Origin of the sequence: Gloeothece verrucosa PCC 7822 (assembly GCF_000147335.1) — a bacterium.
Lineage (GTDB): Bacteria > Cyanobacteriota > Cyanobacteriia > Cyanobacteriales > Microcystaceae > Gloeothece > Gloeothece verrucosa.
Window position 1 is genome coordinate 1,716,596 of sequence record NC_014501.1, and the last position, 17,155, is coordinate 1,733,750.

The 17,155-nt window shown below is 39.0% G+C and carries 17 protein-coding genes; 6 read left to right on the top strand and 11 right to left on the bottom strand.

Features of this window, described 5'->3' with window-relative positions:
- The first annotated feature begins 75 nt into the window (after positions 1-75).
- From tftA to CYAN7822_RS35585, 3 genes are all read left to right on the top strand, one after another.
- A complete protein-coding gene (gene tftA, locus CYAN7822_RS07640; RefSeq protein WP_013321665.1) occupies positions 76-1,422 on the top strand; it encodes a hormogonium tapered terminus morphoprotein TftA in 1,347 nt (448 codons plus the stop codon).
- A gap of 553 nt (positions 1,423-1,975) precedes the next feature.
- The gene (locus CYAN7822_RS07645) at positions 1,976-3,673 is read left to right on the top strand and encodes an ABC-F family ATP-binding cassette domain-containing protein (RefSeq protein WP_013321666.1); all 1,698 of its coding nucleotides are present in this window, start codon (positions 1,976-1,978) and stop codon (positions 3,671-3,673) included.
- A gap of 202 nt (positions 3,674-3,875) precedes the next feature.
- Positions 3,876-4,082 carry an IS1 family transposase gene (locus tag CYAN7822_RS35585; RefSeq protein WP_083786834.1) on the top strand — a complete coding sequence of 69 codons (207 nt, stop codon included), beginning with the start codon at positions 3,876-3,878 and terminating at the stop codon, positions 4,080-4,082.
- 144 nt (positions 4,083-4,226) lie between these two features.
- On the opposite strand, the gene CYAN7822_RS34475 is transcribed toward CYAN7822_RS35585, so the two are convergent.
- Together CYAN7822_RS34475 and CYAN7822_RS07655 are read right to left on the bottom strand one after the other, a co-directional pair.
- Complete coding sequence (locus CYAN7822_RS34475) at positions 4,227-5,120, bottom strand: pentapeptide repeat-containing protein (protein WP_013321667.1); 894 nt, start codon at positions 5,118-5,120, stop codon at positions 4,227-4,229.
- A gap of 428 nt (positions 5,121-5,548) precedes the next feature.
- Positions 5,549-6,262, bottom strand: a complete 714-nt coding sequence (locus tag CYAN7822_RS07655; protein WP_013321668.1) for a Uma2 family endonuclease — start codon at positions 6,260-6,262, stop codon at positions 5,549-5,551.
- Between the two features lie 129 nt (positions 6,263-6,391).
- Here CYAN7822_RS07655 and CYAN7822_RS07660 point away from each other — a divergent pair, with 129 nt between their 5' ends.
- On the top strand, positions 6,392-6,643 hold the full coding sequence (locus CYAN7822_RS07660; RefSeq protein ID WP_013321669.1) for a hypothetical protein: 252 nt from the start codon (positions 6,392-6,394) through the stop codon (positions 6,641-6,643).
- Between the two features lie 22 nt (positions 6,644-6,665).
- On the opposite strand, the gene CYAN7822_RS07665 is transcribed toward CYAN7822_RS07660, so the two are convergent.
- The 6 genes from CYAN7822_RS07665 to CYAN7822_RS07690 form a co-directional block, all read right to left on the bottom strand.
- Entirely contained in the window at positions 6,666-7,385 is a 720-nt protein-coding gene (locus tag CYAN7822_RS07665; RefSeq protein WP_013321670.1) for a TerC family protein, read from the bottom strand.
- A 41-nt stretch (positions 7,386-7,426) separates the two neighbouring features.
- Positions 7,427-7,882: a YidH family protein gene (locus CYAN7822_RS07670; protein ID WP_013321671.1), complete on the bottom strand. Its 456-nt coding sequence runs from the start codon at positions 7,880-7,882 to the stop codon at positions 7,427-7,429.
- Between the two features lie 182 nt (positions 7,883-8,064).
- Positions 8,065-8,694 (bottom strand): hypothetical protein, encoded by a 630-nt coding sequence (locus tag CYAN7822_RS07675; RefSeq protein WP_013321672.1) that lies wholly within the window; start codon positions 8,692-8,694, stop codon positions 8,065-8,067.
- A gap of 48 nt (positions 8,695-8,742) precedes the next feature.
- A complete protein-coding gene (locus CYAN7822_RS07680) occupies positions 8,743-9,396 on the bottom strand; it encodes a cadmium resistance transporter (protein WP_013321673.1) in 654 nt (217 codons plus the stop codon).
- Between the two features lie 22 nt (positions 9,397-9,418).
- A complete protein-coding gene (locus tag CYAN7822_RS07685) occupies positions 9,419-10,153 on the bottom strand; it encodes a cadmium resistance transporter (protein ID WP_013321674.1) in 735 nt (244 codons plus the stop codon).
- Positions 10,154-10,201: 48 nt separating this feature from the next.
- Positions 10,202-11,710: an APC family permease gene (locus tag CYAN7822_RS07690; RefSeq protein ID WP_013321675.1), complete on the bottom strand. Its 1,509-nt coding sequence runs from the start codon at positions 11,708-11,710 to the stop codon at positions 10,202-10,204.
- Positions 11,711-11,959: 249 nt separating this feature from the next.
- On the opposite strand from CYAN7822_RS07690, the gene CYAN7822_RS07695 reads away from it, so the two are divergent.
- Complete coding sequence (locus CYAN7822_RS07695) at positions 11,960-12,880, top strand: LysR substrate-binding domain-containing protein (protein ID WP_013321676.1); 921 nt, start codon at positions 11,960-11,962, stop codon at positions 12,878-12,880.
- A 16-nt stretch (positions 12,881-12,896) separates the two neighbouring features.
- On the opposite strand, the gene CYAN7822_RS07700 is transcribed toward CYAN7822_RS07695, so the two are convergent.
- From CYAN7822_RS07700 to CYAN7822_RS07710, 3 genes are all read right to left on the bottom strand, one after another.
- Complete coding sequence (locus tag CYAN7822_RS07700) at positions 12,897-13,745, bottom strand: prohibitin family protein (RefSeq protein ID WP_013321677.1); 849 nt, start codon at positions 13,743-13,745, stop codon at positions 12,897-12,899.
- 193 nt (positions 13,746-13,938) lie between these two features.
- Positions 13,939-14,940: a sulfate/molybdate ABC transporter ATP-binding protein gene (locus CYAN7822_RS07705; protein ID WP_013321678.1), complete on the bottom strand. Its 1,002-nt coding sequence runs from the start codon at positions 14,938-14,940 to the stop codon at positions 13,939-13,941.
- A 312-nt stretch (positions 14,941-15,252) separates the two neighbouring features.
- Positions 15,253-16,431, bottom strand: coding sequence for a pyridoxal phosphate-dependent aminotransferase (locus tag CYAN7822_RS07710; protein ID WP_013321679.1), 1,179 nt, complete (start codon positions 16,429-16,431; stop codon positions 15,253-15,255).
- 165 nt (positions 16,432-16,596) lie between these two features.
- Here CYAN7822_RS07710 and CYAN7822_RS07715 point away from each other — a divergent pair, with 165 nt between their 5' ends.
- Positions 16,597-17,037 carry an RrF2 family transcriptional regulator gene (locus CYAN7822_RS07715; RefSeq protein WP_013321680.1) on the top strand — a complete coding sequence of 147 codons (441 nt, stop codon included), beginning with the start codon at positions 16,597-16,599 and terminating at the stop codon, positions 17,035-17,037.
- Positions 17,038-17,155: the final 118 nt, after the last annotated feature.

The window sequence follows — 17,155 nt, forward strand, 5'->3', positions numbered from 1 at the left end:
CACAAGTGCAGAAACCATTACCTTAAAATCAAAGACCAGTAAACTAACATTTATGGAAAAATTCTCATTAGCCAAATGGGTAATATTTTTGTTTGGATTAATTATTTAGATAACCTTAAAAACTTACAGCAGGGAAAAACTGCTGTTATAGAACAAATGATCCTATTGCGGAATCACTTAGTTTTTGAATTGCGGTCACAAGGATGTAGAAGTTTTGTGGTTCCTGAAGACCTCAATTTATCCTGTGCAATTCAATGGATCAATGATCGTGCTGATAGCGGAGATATTGCTTTAGCTATCAGTGTGAATCATTCTAATAATTCTAGTCGTCGTGGCATTTATATTACTTATATTGCTAATAATTTAGAACGAAAAAAACACGCGGAAGTTCTCTTATTACTTTTATTACATCGTCTTCCTCATTTGAGTAGTTTAGGAAGTCAACCGGATACGATGACCCTCATGGGACAATTGCCTTTTTGCCGCCAAGTGATTATCCCTTCATTACAGATTACCCTTGGCTATTTGAGTAACCCTGACGATAAAAATATTATATTTAATGAGCATCCTAAACTGGTTCAAGGACTTGTAGATGGTTTAATGGCCTGGAGTCGTGAAGTAACTGGAATAGAACCGAATCAAGAAATTAAGCCGCTTAATTTGTCCCTGAATTATTCTAGTCTTGAAATTAGATTGAATAGTCGAATTTACCCAGAAAGAGGAATTGTTGTCTATGGCAATCCTTGCATACCCATCGATTTAGTTGATCGTTTAGGATTAGATTTGACTGACTCATCAAATTTAATTGAAGCTGGAGGGATAGTCTATCTTAAAGCCGTTGACCTCGAGGCGTTTAACATTAGTATTGAGTGGGAAAATTTGAGTCAAACTCTAATTTTACGCACTATTTTACCTTTTGATAATCACCAAATAAAACAAATTATGGGTCAGGGAAGAACATCAGAGGTGCAAATGATGATGTTTTTAAAAGTCAATAATGAAAAGGCGTTAAAAGAATTTCCCCAGATCGCTAAATTTTACCGAGAAGAGGGAGCAATTGAAGGTGTTAACTCTGACATTGCTTTTTGTCAAATGTGTCTAGAAACTGATTTTTTGCGTTTTGGACGAGAACAGGAAGCTAGAAACTACAATTTTGCTCACTTAGGCAGAGTAGAAAGCAAAGAAATTGCGGTTTTTAGCGATGTTCGTCTTGGGGTAAGATGCCACATACAACATCTAAAAGCCTATGCTAGTTTAGAACCCTTAGTTCAAGAAGTCGTCGATCCTCGTTTTTATCTGGTAGCGCGAGGAGTTGCCCCCTCTGTGTCTGAGTTATCAGGACGATGGTCAGCAGATTTATCCTATTCGAAAAAAATTCTTGCTATCTTAAAACGGTTGTATGAGTCTATAAATTTATTTTAAGAAGGTTGTAAACTGTTTATTTTTGAATTAAAATAGATAGGCTGGATAAGAACCAACCTACCTAATCAATCTAAAGACATTTACTCAACGTAACAGGACTTTAACTCAAATGATCTTGCTAAAAAAGCTAAACTCTAAGTATTTTTAAAGATCTTTTCAAAAGAAAGATATTTTTGGGCAGAGCTATACTCCTGATAAAATTTTACTCTTTATAAACTATAGCTGCCAAAAAAATAGAGTATAGCTCGAATTTAGCCAGATATTTGAGTTATTTTCATTTTAACAATAAAATATAAATTTTATATGAAGAGTTTATGAAGATAAGGATTTATACTATATATTCTTGCTCATGCGCTTAATCTTGGTTTTAAATGTATTGATTTCATGACTTATTAAGCCTGATTAAAACAATTGCTTTTTTAAAAAAACTTCACAAATAATTTTGAAGATTATATAAAGACGACAGAACTGAGAAACCTATACAGTTAGTTACTCTGAGATAGGACGAATATGTTACGATGTGTAAAGTTGGCCTGATTCTGGAACACTCTTAATGCTGCGACTAGAACATATCAGTAAAATATACCCCACAGGAGAAGTCCTTAAAGATATCAATTGGGAAGTCAAACCTGAAGAACGAGTAGGGTTAGTTGGGGTCAATGGTGCAGGAAAGTCCACCCAACTCAAAATTATTATGGGTGAAGTAGAACCCACGTCAGGGGAAATCATTCGGCCAGCTAGTTTACGGATCGCTTATCTAACCCAAGAGTTTGATGTCGATCCCACCCGCACCGTTAGAGAAGAATTTTGGACAGTTTTTACAGAAGCGAATCAAGTTCAACATCATTTAGCACAGGTTCAGCAGGAAATGGAAGCGGCTGATCCAGAAAAATTAGACCTCCTCATCAAAAAATTAGACCGACTGCAACGTCAATTTGAAGGGTTAGATGGTTATGCCTTAGAAGCGCAGATCGAGAAAATTCTCCCAGAAATGGGGTTTAGTTTAGAAGACGGCGATCGCAAGGTGAGTTCCTTTAGTGGCGGCTGGCAAATGCGGATGAGTTTGGGGAAAATTCTACTACAAGACCCTGACATTTTACTCCTTGACGAACCGACAAACCATTTAGACTTAGCCACCATTGAATGGTTAGAAAATTATCTCAAGGGGCTAAAAACTCCGATGGTGATCATTTCTCATGACCGAGAATTTCTCGACCGTCTGTGTACTAAAATTGTCGAAACAGAAAGAGGCGTTTCTACTACCTATTTAGGAAACTATTCAGCCTACCTTCAACAAAAAGAAGAAGCCAAAGTAGCACAATTAAGTGCTTATGAACATCAACAAAAAGAAATAGAAAAACAACAGGTATTTATAGAACGCTTCAGAGCCAGTGCCACCCGCAGCACCCAAGCGAAAAGCCGCGAAAAACAACTCGATAAAATTGAAAGAATAGAAGCTCCGATTTCCGACTTAAAAACCCTTCAGTTCCGCTTTCCCCCTGCCCCTCGTAGCGGTTTAGAAGTGGTAAAAATAGAAGATTTAGTCCATAGTTATAATGATAATATTCTCTTTTTAGGAGCCAATTTAACCATAGAAAGAGGAGATCGCATTGCCTTTTTAGGCCCCAACGGTGCGGGGAAATCAACCCTGTTGCGGTTAATTATGGGGATGGAAAAAAACGATGATGGAAACATTGCTCTAGGAAAACATAACGTTATACCCGGCTATTTTGAGCAAAATCAAGCCGAGGCTTTAGACCTAGAAAAAACCGTCATGGAGACAATTCATGATGAAGTTCCCGATTGGAAAAATGAAGAAGTCCGCACCTTATTAGGGAGATTTTTATTTACTAAAGATACTGTTTTCAAAAAAGTGGCAGCTTTAAGCGGTGGAGAAAAAGCCCGTTTAGCTCTAGCCAAAATGCTGTTAAGACCGGCTAATTTATTAATATTAGATGAGCCGACTAATCATCTTGATATTCCAGCTAAAGAAATGTTAGAGGAAGCAATCCGTCATTATGATGGCACGGTCATTATTGTTTCCCACGACCGTTATTTTATCTCTCAAGTGGCTAATAAAATTGTAGAAATTCGAGAAGGAGAGTTAATTGCTTATCAAGGAGATTATCATTATTATCTCGATAAAATAGAAGAGGAAAAAGAAAAAGAACGTCAACGCATTGAAGCCGAGAAAAAAGCGGCTAAAAAAGCTGAACAAGCGGCTAAGAAAAAGAAGAAAAAAGCGGCTTAATTTGACTGTTACTTTTTCCTACTATCAATCACTGGGGCTGATTTTCTATGAGAGTAATAGCCTCAGCCGGTGTCATACTGCTATAAATAACCTGCATGATACCAGAAAGATACTGATCCATCATTGCCACATTAATATATACTACCCGCTTAATTAAAGCTAAATCCAGATGGTAGTGTCACAAAGGTGTTGATCAAGGAATTTGTCAACTTATGAACGTCATCTATTAAAAGACCAAAGGATAGTAAGTAAATATAAAATGCAGAAAATTGAAAGAAAACATTTGACATTGAGAACAAGAATCAAAAGATTACAAAGAAAAACGAATTGTTTTTCTAAGATATCCCCAATGCACGATTTGGTAATCGGATTGTATATTAATAAGTATGAATTTCAGCGAAAAATTTAACCTATTTCAACACCTTTGTGATACTACCGCTTAAGCCGCTTGTACTCATCTTATTTTAAACTCTCCTTTAATAGGAGAAATTAGTTGAATGGAAACATGGCGAGCGCATTTTTGATTTAAGCATTACAAGATAAGCGCATCGTACTAACAACCTTGTTTAGAGGTTACATTACCAAGAAGTTTTGCACCACACAAATTAATCCCCTCTATCTTTTGTAACTGATCAACTGTAATGCCTCTAACCCTTAGATCTGTGTTACTGAAGTTTGCTCCTTTCAGATCCGTCCCTAAGCTTGCATTACTTAGATCTGCACCATTGAAGTTAGCATTCTCCAAGTTGGCAGCTAAACTGGCACTTCTCGCATCAACTTTTTGTAAGTTAGCATTACTTAAATTTCCAGCATATAACGACGCTTCACGTAAATCTGAACCACTCAAATTTGCATAAGCTAGATTAGCAGCGTGTAAATCAGCACCTCGTAAATTAGCATTGCTTAAGTCAGCATTAATCAATTCTGCCCCTCCTAGTCCTGCCTTTTCTAGATTAGCACCAGCCAATTTCGCATCTGCCAAACTAGCTTGATTCAATATAGCTTTGCTGAGATTAGCACCACTTAAATCAGCACCTTTCAAATCGGCTTTTTCTAAATTAACACCACTTAAATCACAACCTGAACATTGTTTAGTTGTCAGTAGTTTATCTTTAGTAGCCTCTTTATTTTGCTCCGTAGAATCAGTAGGTGAATTTGAAGGTGTTGGTGATGATGAAAATGGTGAATTCTCAACTTTTGGTGTGTTTGAAGGTACAGTTGGAGATTCAGATGGAGAGACATTTTTATTTGGTGGATAGAGTATATTTTTTATGGCAATTGTTGTTGCTCCGCCAATAGTCACAGCACCAGCAAGAGCTACAATTCCTAAAGGAATAGATAACTTAAAACTCTTCTTGTGGTTGATATCTCTTCCCGCTTTGCCACCTTCCGTGTAGTCACCACCAACGTTAAAGTTATCTCTACTACCACGTCCCTGTTGACTCATAAGTTAAACTCCAAAAATTATTGAGCTTTTAGAGGGCATTATAGCATAAGGTTTTTCAGTTTGATTGATATTCTTTTAGTGCGATCACTGATCTTGTAGTGGAAAGTATCCCTATTCTGTCACTCTCCAAGTTTTCCTATCAATCAAAGGTTTTAAAAAGCTTTCATCTCAATTGATTGAAGTATTTGTAGTAAAATTTTTGTGATTTGATCATCTTTTTTTTACAATGGTAAACTCTCCTTTAATAGGAGAAATTAATTGAATGGAAACTAAGAAATGGCTGTAGAGCGCATTCCTTCGTATAGTGCCATTAGAAGAATATTACTGAGGGTGGATTATCTTGAGTACGCAGGAAGGTTAGCAGACTTTTTTGGGGTCAAGCCAAAAAGAAAAACTTCTTTCTTAAAAGCGAGATAATATTCTCCGTTTCACTCGTGATCTGGCTCGATTCCCATTGCCCGCAATTGTTGAGCTAATTTTGCCGCGCGTGTTTCTGCTTGTTGTGCGCGTGTTTCTGCTTGTTGTGCGCGTGCTTCGGCTTGTGTGGCGCGTGTTTCTGCTTGTTGTGCGCGTTGAGCAATTTCGCTATAGGTTAAAAACCGACTCCCATCAGGATAAAAAATTTGCAATTCGGGACTAACAAGGTTGAAGCGAATTTTTAATCGAGGACTGATCCACTGATCGATCGGATCAATGACATCCAGAAAACCCTCAGTTCGCAACCAACCACTCAAATGATTTTCGTCAGGGTCATATAAATAGTATTCTTCCACGCCAAAACGGTCATAAAACAGGAGTTTTCGGTTCATTTCTGCCCGCCGATTTCCGGGCGAGAGAATTTCAAAAACCACTTGTGGCGGTATATTCGCTTCTTCCCACTGCTTATAAGAACCTCGATCGCCCTTGGGTCTTCCAACTACGACCATTGCGTCAGGTGCTTGACAAATCTTATTATTCCCTTCAACCGGATACCACAGCAAATCCCCGGCAACAAATACATTGGCATCATCAGCAAATAACCATTCTAAATTTTCCTTAATGGTCACAATCCAGCGAAACTGTTTCGTATTATCTGCCATCGGTTGACCATCGCTGTCGGGGTAGATTACTTCTGACTGAGAAGATGACTGTATTTGAACCATAGTCTTACTCTCTCCAAAAAGCTATTGCCTATCCCTATTTATAGCTGATTCTACCAAGAGGCAGAATGAATCAGGCTTAGTCTTGTGTATTATAAAAAAATGAAGCTAAGTAGGAGAAAATAAACGCTTATGACCTCCCCAACTCCGTTAAAGGGTAGTGAATTAATTGACTGTGCTAGAGCCAACGGAAACCAAGGGCTAGAAATAGCCGCCTCTCGCTCAGGTTATGGAGATGATCTTGCTGCTTTTGAAGAAGAACTCCGACAAGCTTGTCAAGCTATCGGCGTAGATATTAACGGTTTTGATGATTTAATTAATCATAAGCGAGATTCCGAGCGACCAGGAGTCATCATTGCTCCTGACACACCCAGCCAACTTTAAGCAACGGTTACAAGGCTTATTTTTAATTGCTCTGGCTTGTTTCGGGTTCAACTCGCTTAGAAAAGCCCCACATCAATAATAAACTCACAAAAGTTAAGACTATCCAGTCTGGCAAAGCATAAATGGGGAACAAAGCCTTAATCATTAATTTCAGCCCTATTCCCAAAATAATCATGTATGCCGCGTCTTGAAGATAAACATATTTGTCTAATAATTTGATAAACAAGCCGGCTGAAAATCTTAGGGTAATTACGCCGATAATGCCGCCAAAAAGAATCAGCCAAGTTTCATTAGAAATAGCGATCGCGGTAGTCACACTATCTAAAGAAAAGGCTAAATCGGTCAGGGCAATAATGGGAATAATTTGCCAAATTAAATTGGTATTAGATTGAGGATGAAACGGTTCTGATAAGGAATCTTCTTGATTTTCAGATAAACGTTCCCGGAAATATTTAGCCGTTAGCCAGATCAAATAAAGAGCGCCTAGAAATTCAAATTCCCAGAATTGAATGACCCAAGTAGCCAATAAAATCAATAAAATTCGCAAGCCAAAAGCCCCAACTAACCCCCAATTTAAGGCACGGCGTTGATGTTCCGGTTCAGGAAGATGTTGAACTAAAGCCGCTAAAGCCACTGCATTATCAGCCGATAAAACTGTTTCCATCGCCACTAGAGAGAATAAAATCCCCACAGTATTGAAAGATAATCCTTGTTCAATAAAATTCACTGACTGCTCTATCATATTGAATTTACCCAATCAAAATTAATATTTTTGAGAAAATTTTATTCAAAAACTACGCCACTTAAAGGATTTAAAGGGACAGTAAAGAAATAATAAATGACACCAGAGCCTAAAAGGATAATGGCAAGACTAAAAATCAGTACCCATCGATCAGGGGGTTCATAAGTATCTTCGTCAATCTCATGGCGAACATTAAAATAATGTTTAGTGGTGAGAATAACGGTACTTAATCCCAATAAAGCAAAGGTTAGCCCCAATTTCCAGCCATTCCCAGGAATGGGGTTCACAGGAATTTGAAAAACACGAAGACGAGCAATAACTACGCCAAATCCCATCAAAGCAATAGCCGTTCGCATCCAAGCTAAATAAGTCCGTTCATTAGCTAAATGATCTCGAACTCGAGAAGGATTTCTTTTTTTAGGATGAATTGATACGAGGTTATCCGCCTCAGAGTTAGGGTTTGGCACGTTTTTTGGGGATTTGAAGAGGAATTGCATTATAAAGATACCCAAAACTAACTAATCAAGTAACAAAAACAAATTTTTTATGATTTTAAAAGAAAGTCCTAGGCAGGACAGGGTTTTTTTATAAAACTTTGAACTTGAAGGCGGCAGAGGGGTGGGCACTGTGAGAGTTAACTCGCTCGAAGACAGCACCCACCCAAGAGCGTCAAGAAAGACTAATCAGTAGGAGCGTCAGGAAATGTCGTTTCTAAATCAGCTTGAGTTAAATCAGGAATTTCCCAGTTCACTTCGTCGGCTAAATAAACTTGGGTTGGAGGTAAATTTAATTCTAATACCCCAGTTTCCGGATTGCTGCTAATCACCAACTGACTGCCATCAATAATTTTTATCGCCACAGCAGTCCCTTCTAACCCTACGTTAGCGACTTGAACATCTGTAGGAATATAAACCCCATCACAATCGAAGTCTTCATCATCAGTGATTTCTCCATCTGGGAGAAGGTAGATGATCTCATCATAAGTTGATTCAGACTTCTTGGGCTTTTTCCCGTAAACGGCTAAAGTTTTTCCGCTCTGATTGTCACAGATTCCTACAGGTTCTTTGGCGGTTTCTAAAATGTATTTTTGATAGGTTAATTGCGTAATTTTTTGCTCAACATCTGCTTGTGTTAAACCTTCAGGATATTTGCCGGTATTAGTGGCTTCGGTGAGGTTTTCGAGAGATTGAGTCAACTCGATATAGTCAGCATTAGTGTCTAAAGGCGGCCGATCTGCCCAAGATGGTTGAGCAAAGAGCAAGTTAAAAAATAGCACTAAGGCAACTAAAAGAATTTGAAAGTAAGTCATGATTTTCCCTCCTTGATTGAGATAATCCATATAAAACAAAATTAAAAATTATCTTGTGGTGTCGCTTTTAAACAGGGGTAATAGCTGATAACTATGACTATCAATGAGAATAAAAATTCCTAAACCAATTAAAACAAACGGAACCAAACGCTTACCGAAACGAGTCAGGAATCGAGCGATTAATGGATAGCGAGTTAAGCGATAAGCCACCGCACACCAAACGCCAATCAAAATTATAAATACACTGACAATGACCATTAATTCAGGCAAGCTACTATTGGCGAATAGCGGCACATAAATTGCGATATTGTCTCCCCCGTTGGCGAAGGTGATAGCCGCTACACTGTAGGTTTGAGGGGCAAGTAAGCTAGACAGAGGCGATGGTTTGGTGGCTTCACTGGATACGGCTTGAGGGATTTCTTCAGAGTTATCTTGCTGGATTAACTGTCTAATTCCCAGAAAAATAGGCAGGAAACCTAATAAACCGATCCAAGTTTTCGCAATCACTAAACCTCCAAAAAAGCCTACTAGACTTGCTATCAGTAAACCCGTAAACCCCAAGTATTGACCTAAGAGAATATGGCGGATACGAAAAGAAGCATTGAGTTGAGAGAAGAAGAAAATCAAGATCACAATGTCATCGATATTGGTGGCCGTAAAGGCTGAAACACCAGCGATAATAGCTTCTATAAACCAATTCATGACGTGATCTACACAACCTCTATCAAGTTTGTTCCTCTTCTGCGGCTATCACTGGACAAGAATAAGACTCCGTTTTGCGGTTAAGGGTGATTAGACACCATCCACCAATAATCAGGGCTAACACGGTTAAACCGCGATGTTCTAAAGTATGAGAGTCAATTAAAATTAGAATGCCCAAGCCAATCAGTACGAATGGGATCAGTATATTACCATAGCGAGTTAGATTATCGGCAATCACCCTAAGACGGGTTAATTGATAGGCAATATAACACCATACCCCAACCAAAAGAAAGAACACGCCTAACATGACTAGCAATCTTTCCCAAGAACTATTGGCAAATAAAGGAACATAAATTCCGATATTGTCCCCTCCATTAGCGATGGTAATAGCCGCTACTCCGTAAGTTTGGGGAGATAAAATACTGCTGAAAAATGAGTTTTCAAGCGATGGGGTTTCGCTTAAAGTTTCTTCAGAATCATCATCATCAGGGTTAAACCAACGACTTAAGCCGATAGCAATAGGAACAATTCCTAATAAACCGATCCAAGGCCTCGGCAAAAACATACTGCCAAAAAACCCAGGCAGACTGGCTAAAACTAAGGCACTAAAGCCCAGATATTGGCCGGCCACAATATGTCTACGCCGAAAGGCCCCATTGACTTGAGCAAAAAAGAGCAGCAAGACGAGAATGTCATCGAGGTTAGTGGCGCAGAAGGCTGTCATGCCTACAGGAATTGCCGTTAATGTTTCTGTCATCGTTGTTCGTTTTTTCTTTGACTAAATGATGATGGGTTTAATGCTGTTTTATTTATAGCGGCTGGTTCTAGTGGGTGTTATAGGTTTAACAAAAGATGAAGGAACGATTTCCTCAGAAGATAAAAACCGATCATGTATCTCTTCTATTTGGTTCTCCATCGAGCGAACCATTTCCGGAAAACGAATTCGTTGAATGATAAACCACCCGCAAGTCAGCAGAATATAAATTAAAAACAGATAGGGAAAAAGATTATAAGGAGCTTCTGGCACCGGAAACCAACGATTTCCAGGAATCCCTATACTCCCCAAGACGGGGATGCTCATAAACCCAATAGATAACACCGAGCATACGATATCTCGCTGACGCAACTGCCCGATTTTGCGGAGATAAAGGGGAGCCGCTACTGCAACCAACACATAAACGGTCAGAAAACCGTAGCTTGCAATGGCTCCTAAATATCCCATACTTTGGTAGAGTTTAACATTGAAGAAAGCCAAGAGAGTAGGAATTAAGAAAGTCACCAAAGAGCAAAGGCTAACAGCGATGTGGGGGGTTCTGTGGGATGAATGAGCAGAACCGATAGAAGCGTGAAATAACCCATGACGCGCCATTGTAAAAAATATTCTGGCAGCCGGGTTAATACTCCCCAATACACAAGCAAAAAAGCTAAACAGAGCGCCAACAGCGATTAATTCACCAAGCCAACCCAGCCCTATTTGACGGGAGAGAAATCCGAGGGGTTCTTCTGCGGTGGTAATGGAAACTCCCGCCTCTCTAAAAGCCATCACCTCAATATAGGTAGTACAGAGAAAGAACAAACCGGCTAAAATCACACTTCCCATAACCGCCCTAGGAATAGTTTTTAGAGGACGTTTCGCTTCATCTCCTAAAGAAGTGGCACTTTCAAAGCCAGAAAAGCCAAACATCACTAATACAAGTCCTGTGGCGATATTGCCGGGTGAAACCCCTTGTAAGGTCAGTTGCGGCATATCCCAAGCAAACCCCAAATGACTCCAAATCAGCAAAGCCAAAACCGCTATTAAAACCAGGGAGAGTCCTTCTAACCAAAGCATGGCCATGGCTGAAAGCTGGATATCTTTATAGGCGGCGTACCAGGAAATTCCTGCGCCGATAGCTAGTAGGGTAATGCTGGAAGGATGAATACCGATGTGGCCGATTAATGCGCCGCTAAAGTTCGCAAAACCGCACAGAACAGACATACCGGTAAATAAATAAGCTAGTACCAAACTCCAACCACAGATAACCCCGGCTGTGGGGCCTAATCCCTTGACGATATAGGAATATAAAGAGCCTGGAGAGGCAGAACGACTAGCAAATTGATTAATATTGATACTCACCAAGGCTAATCCCACTAATCCGATTAGAAAACTTAGCCAAGTGCCATTTCCCGAGAGGGCGACAATTAAACCCAGATTTGAAGCGGGAATCGTAGTAGGGGCGATCACCGCGAAGGATTGAGCAAGAACTTCTCCAAAAGAAAGACAATCTGGCTTTAAACCATGAATACTCCGATGAGCGTTGGCTTTGCTGGTCATAGTTAGGATAAATTTCTAGGGTCTAGATTTTCAGGCAAAGATTATCTAGAGATAAATTTGATAGGGTTTGCTTATAGTTTTTTGTGGGCGTTAGTCTCTGATTTATCTATCTTTAGTGTATGCAATTGTCATCATAGAAGCAAATACTCTTAGTTGTTAAATTAATAAATAAAATTGATGAGTCGATTTTAATCTACAGTTTTTGACTAGGATTTGGGATAATAGAATGTTTATATTTATTCAACGTCGATGACCCTAGAGCAGTTAAAGATCTTTCTCGCTGTAGCTGAACATCTCCATTTCACCCGCGCGGCTGAAACACTCTATGTCACTCAACCGGCTGTCAGCGCTGCCATTCAGAGTCTCGAAAGCGAATTCGGTGTCAAATTGTTTCATCGGATTGGCAGACGTATAGAAATAACTGATGCTGGCAAGCTACTTAAACAAGAAGCTCAAAAAATTATGGCTCAAGTAGCACAGACAGAACGTGAGTTGCGAGAGTTAAATAATTTACAACGTGGAGAATTAAGGATCGGTTCTAGTTTTACGGTTGGCAATTATTGGTTGCCGGATAAAATTAGTTTATTTCAGCGTCAATATCCTCACATTAAAATTAATTGTAGTTTAGCGAATGCTGATGAAATTTGTGCCGGTACCTCGATGGGATTATTTGATATTGGTATCGTTGCCGGTGAAGTTAAAGCCGCTTTAGAAAGTGCTTTATGTCAGGAGGTGGTAGGTAGCGATCGTTTACTGATTGTTGTTGGTCAATCTCACCCTTGGTTTCATGACAATAAAATTCCTGTTGAGGATTTATTAAAAACACAATGGGTGATGAGAGAAGCGGGATCAGGAACACAACAAATGTTTGAACAAGCTCTACAACAATGGGGAATTTCTCTTGCTCAGTTAAAAGTTCTTTTAGTGTTAAATAGTAGTGAAATGATTAAAGAAGTCATTGAAAGCGGCGAAGGAGCGGCGGCTGTTCCGGAATTAATGGTTAAAAAAGAGCTTCTATTGGAAACTCTACGAGTGATTGAAGTTTTTGAACCTGAAACTAATACCTGCTTAGATATTGTGCGTCCGGTTTATAAACTCAAACATCCTCAACGTTTTCAAACTCGAGTTTTAGAAGCCTTTGAAGAGGTTTTAGAATTATTTCATGATTAACCGCTCACAAAGAAGATTAAGGCATCTTAGTAAATTGCTCTAAATTCAATAAATTCGCTCCTTTCTCAGTGATCACTAAAGGTAAATTTCCGTTCCATTTTTCTATAGCTTGTTTTTGCAGCAATTCTACAGATAAAGTTTCCTTGAGTAATCGTTGTGCCTCGGCTTCACCTTTCGCTAAGTTAATTTTTGCTTGTGCTTCTTGGGCGGCTTTTTGAGCTAAAAAACCGGCTTTTTTGGCTTCCTGTTCGGCAATTTGTTTGGCTTCTACTGCTGCTTGAAAATTGGTAGAAAAATAAAAATTCGTTAAGGAAATTTCATCAATATGCAAGTCATAATTATTTAATCTAGTGATTAATAAATCAGTAATTTCTTTTTTTAAGTCTTCGCGTCTTGTAATAATTTCTTGTACAGTATATTTTGCCATAATGCCTTTAATAATTTCTTCTGCGGCTGGCTCAATAATCCGCTCTATTACCTGATCAAGATTGCCAATTCGTTGATAAATAATATTAGCTCGTTCAGGGACAATGTGCCAATTTAAAGAAATATCACTTAAAAGTTGTTGTAAATCTTTAGAGGCAATTTCTGTATAAATATCATGTTTTTGAATCCTTATACTCAGTCTTTCTACTGTATTAATAATCGGAATTATTAAATGAATTCCTTCTCCTAAAATTTTATTTTGAACTTTGCCGAACCGCATTAATACCCCTCTTTCACCAGCGTTAATAACGACAAAAAAACTCGCCACTAAAGCTAAAATGACAAACAAAAGCATCAGGCGGCTGGCTAAGGAAATATCTTTAGGGGTTTTTCTTGTATTTTTATGCTCAATGGGTTTAACAATTACATCTGTTTTCATGTTATTATCATGATAATTTAGCTTATTTTTTATTATAATATTCTTGAAAAAAAATAATTTAAAAATAATAATTAATCATCGATCCTTAGACAGATAAGTCAAACAAGCCTCGATGATTTATGAAAAATTAGCCCTCGCCTACAGAGGTGGCCCGCCAAGCGGCTACGGCTATTGTATACTGAGTGTAAACAGGTTAATCAGTAAACACTTTAGCATTTTTCAGTTGAACAAATACCTGTTGACCAGAATTTAAATTAAGTTGCTCAAACTGAGAACGACTCAGATTGACAGAAAAAGGTAACCCCTCTGAAGTGATTAACTCAGCTTGAATATCTTTTCCTAAATGAATAATTTTCTCGATGTTCGCCTGGATGGCTTTTTCCGTTGGGTTAGTCAACAATTCAATATCATAAGGGCGCACAAAAATCTTTTGAGAACTATGTAAATTCTCATCAGTTAAGAAATTAGCATGACCTGGAAAAATATTCACTTGTCCGATAAAACTCATCACAAAAGCACTCGCAGGATTATCATAAATTTCGGCAGGTTTGCCGATTTGTTCCACCCGACCATGATTCATCACCACAATTTCATCAGCTACATCCATCGCTTCTTCTTGGTCATGGGTAACAAACACGGTAGTAATTTTGACCTCGTCATGTAAATTCCGTAACCAGATGCGAAGTTCTTTACGAATTTTGGCATCTAACGCCCCAAAAGGTTCATCTAACAGCAATACTTCAGGATGAACAGCTAAAGCCCTAGCTAAAGCCACCCTCTGTTTTTGACCTCCGGATAACTGAGAAGGATAGCGCTCACCTAACCCCTGCAACTGAATTAAATCTAGTAATTCATCCACCCGTTGCTGAATTTGTGCTTGGGTATACTTCCGAATTTTTAGCCCAAAGCCAATATTTTCCCGGATGGTCATTTCTTTAAACAGGGCATAATGTTGAAAACAAAAGCCGATATGGCGTTTTCTCACATCTAAATAGGTGGTATCCTGCCCATTAATAATAATTTGTCCACTATCGGGTGTTTCTAAACCAGCAATGGCCCGGAGTAAGGTAGATTTTCCTGAACCCGAAGGGCCCAGCAAGGCGACTAAACCTCCGGGTTTTACTTCTAAACTGACCTGACTTAATGCTTGGAAATTCCCAAAGTTTTTAGAAACTTCTTTAATAATAATACTCATGGCGCTGATTCCTAAATCTCATCAATAAACCAATTTCTTCCCCAATCGTCATTAATATGAAGATTTCTGGTCAATTGCATATTTCTTAAAAACGATAGGGATATCGTACTCTATTAGATTGAGTAATCTGTAATCTTTTTTACAAAAACTTAAGTTTTGTGTAACTTATATTAACACATCATTCCTCATCCTTTAGATAGAGGTTAGAAATTAGAGGAAGGGTAAAAAACCCTAAAATTTAGATTTAGCTGCCCAAAAAGTTCTTATAAAACCCCAAATATCCTCATCTGTGTTTATCTGGGGACAATTCCCTCAACTTGCCCTAAGTAACTTCAGTAAACGCTCACCCGCTTGAGCCAAAGTTTCTGGCTTTTTACTAAAACAGAAACGAATAAACTTATGTCCCCTTTCTGAAAGGGCAAAAAAACTTGATCCAGGGACAACCGCTACCCCGATGTCTTGAATGAGATATTCGCTAAAGGCTATATCACTGGGATAGCCAAAATCCGAGATATCCGCAAAAATGTAGTAAGCTCCTTTGGGAACAAAATAAGAAATCCCCACTTGATCCAACAGGCTGAGTAAATTATCGCGTTTTTGTTGATACAGTTGAGCCAGTTCAGCGTAATAACTAGGAGGAAACTGCATAGCCGCGACACCGGCTCTTTGTAAAGGAGCAGGAGCGCCTACCGTGAGAAAATCATGGACTTTTCGAATGGCTCGTGTCAATTGAGCATCGGCTAAAACATAACCCACTCGCCACCCCGTCACACTATAAGTTTTAGACAAACCATTAATGGTTACAGTTCTCTGTTTCATGCCGGGTAAAGTGGCCATCGCCACGTGCTTAGTACCGTCATAGAGAATATGCTCATAAATCTCATCGGTAAAGGCCAATACATCCCACTTCTGACACAGTTCAGCAATTAAAGTGAGTTCTTGCTCACTAAAAACTTTGCCTGTGGGATTATGGGGAGTATTAATGATAATGGCTTTGGTACGGTCATTAAACGCCTGTCGCAGTTCAGCTTCATCAAAGGTCCAATTAGGAGGATGAAGAGAAACATAACGAGGCGTGGCATTAGCCAGAATAGCATCAGGGCCATAGTTTTCGTAGTATGGCTCAAAAACAATCACTTCTTCCCCAGGATCAACAGTGGCTAACAGGGTGGCGATCATCGCTTCGGTGGAGCCGCAGGTTACCGTAATTTCTTGCTCTGGATCAATCTCTAAGCCTAAATACCATAAGACTTTTTCGGCGATGGCATGACGCAAAAGACGATCGCCCCAAGTAATCGCATACTGATTCACATCGTTTAATATCGCCTCACTAGCGGCTTGTTTTAACTCAGACGGACAAGGAAAGTCAGGAAACCCTTGAGCGAGGTTAATCGCGCCATATTTGAGCGCAAGCCGAGTCATTTCTCGAATAACCGACTCGCTAAACTGGTTTGCCTTTGATGAAATTTTTCCTCGGCTGACCTGAGTCACTGTTAAGCCTCCTTGTTTAAGGTTTGAGTAGCTTTTGTTATTATTCTATTATAATTATTTTTGAAATGTATTTCATTTATATTAGAATGCAATTACGATTTCACTCAAACTCAGAATTAACCCTTCTGATGATCACAAGCTAATCATTAAAACCTGTACTCAGATATGCAAAGCCAAATTTCCGCTCAAAAACCCTTATTTTCTCTAGATCTCCCCCTTAACGTTAAATATGCCCTGTTGGTGTTACTCGAGTTAGTCACTCACCCATCGGCATCAATTGACGAAATGGCAACTAAATACTTGATTTCCAAACCTTATCTAGAATGGATTTGCGCCAATTTACAACGGGGAGGCTTGATAGATAAGCCTAAAGAAGCTGAGGAAATTTATGCTTTAAACTTCCAGCCAAAGCAGATCACATTACTCGATGTTGTTAGAGCCATAGAAACTCAGGCTAATCCAGTCATGGGTTTTGAAACTTATAGCCCAGATAGAAGACTGATTCATCAAATTTGGCACGAAGTGAGGACAGCCGCTCAAAATACGCTACAGCAATACACACTGGAAGATTTATGCCAAAAACCCAATGCCTATGATTGGCATTAACCATAAAACATCAGTCATGTTCATTAGATGTGCCCCAAAAGTCAAATCCCAGCCAACTCTTGCCACTTAACCTTTTGCCTTTTTAGTAACCGAAACTACATTAATTATTTTCTTTCCT

Excerpts from the sequence above, each read along its gene's own strand:
- tftA (WP_013321665.1), top strand. The coding sequence starts at position 76 with ATGGGTAATATTTTTGTTTGGATTAATTATTTAGATAACCTTAAAAAC.
- CYAN7822_RS07645 (WP_013321666.1), top strand. The coding sequence starts at position 1,976 with ATGCTGCGACTAGAACATATCAGTAAAATATACCCCACAGGAGAAGTC.
- CYAN7822_RS34475 (WP_013321667.1), bottom strand. The coding sequence starts at position 5,120 with ATGAGTCAACAGGGACGTGGTAGTAGAGATAACTTTAACGTTGGTGGT.
- CYAN7822_RS07655 (WP_013321668.1), bottom strand. The coding sequence starts at position 6,262 with ATGGTTCAAATACAGTCATCTTCTCAGTCAGAAGTAATCTACCCCGAC.
- CYAN7822_RS07660 (WP_013321669.1), top strand. The coding sequence starts at position 6,392 with ATGACCTCCCCAACTCCGTTAAAGGGTAGTGAATTAATTGACTGTGCT.
- CYAN7822_RS07665 (WP_013321670.1), bottom strand. The coding sequence starts at position 7,385 with ATGATAGAGCAGTCAGTGAATTTTATTGAACAAGGATTATCTTTCAAT.
- CYAN7822_RS07670 (WP_013321671.1), bottom strand. The coding sequence starts at position 7,882 with ATGCAATTCCTCTTCAAATCCCCAAAAAACGTGCCAAACCCTAACTCT.
- CYAN7822_RS07675 (WP_013321672.1), bottom strand. The coding sequence starts at position 8,694 with ATGACTTACTTTCAAATTCTTTTAGTTGCCTTAGTGCTATTTTTTAAC.
- CYAN7822_RS07680 (WP_013321673.1), bottom strand. The coding sequence starts at position 9,396 with ATGAATTGGTTTATAGAAGCTATTATCGCTGGTGTTTCAGCCTTTACG.
- CYAN7822_RS07685 (WP_013321674.1), bottom strand. The coding sequence starts at position 10,153 with ATGACAGAAACATTAACGGCAATTCCTGTAGGCATGACAGCCTTCTGC.
- CYAN7822_RS07690 (WP_013321675.1), bottom strand. The coding sequence starts at position 11,710 with ATGACCAGCAAAGCCAACGCTCATCGGAGTATTCATGGTTTAAAGCCA.
- CYAN7822_RS07695 (WP_013321676.1), top strand. The coding sequence starts at position 11,960 with ATGACCCTAGAGCAGTTAAAGATCTTTCTCGCTGTAGCTGAACATCTC.
- CYAN7822_RS07700 (WP_013321677.1), bottom strand. The coding sequence starts at position 13,745 with ATGAAAACAGATGTAATTGTTAAACCCATTGAGCATAAAAATACAAGA.
- CYAN7822_RS07705 (WP_013321678.1), bottom strand. The coding sequence starts at position 14,940 with ATGAGTATTATTATTAAAGAAGTTTCTAAAAACTTTGGGAATTTCCAA.
- CYAN7822_RS07715 (WP_013321680.1), top strand. The coding sequence starts at position 16,597 with ATGCAAAGCCAAATTTCCGCTCAAAAACCCTTATTTTCTCTAGATCTC.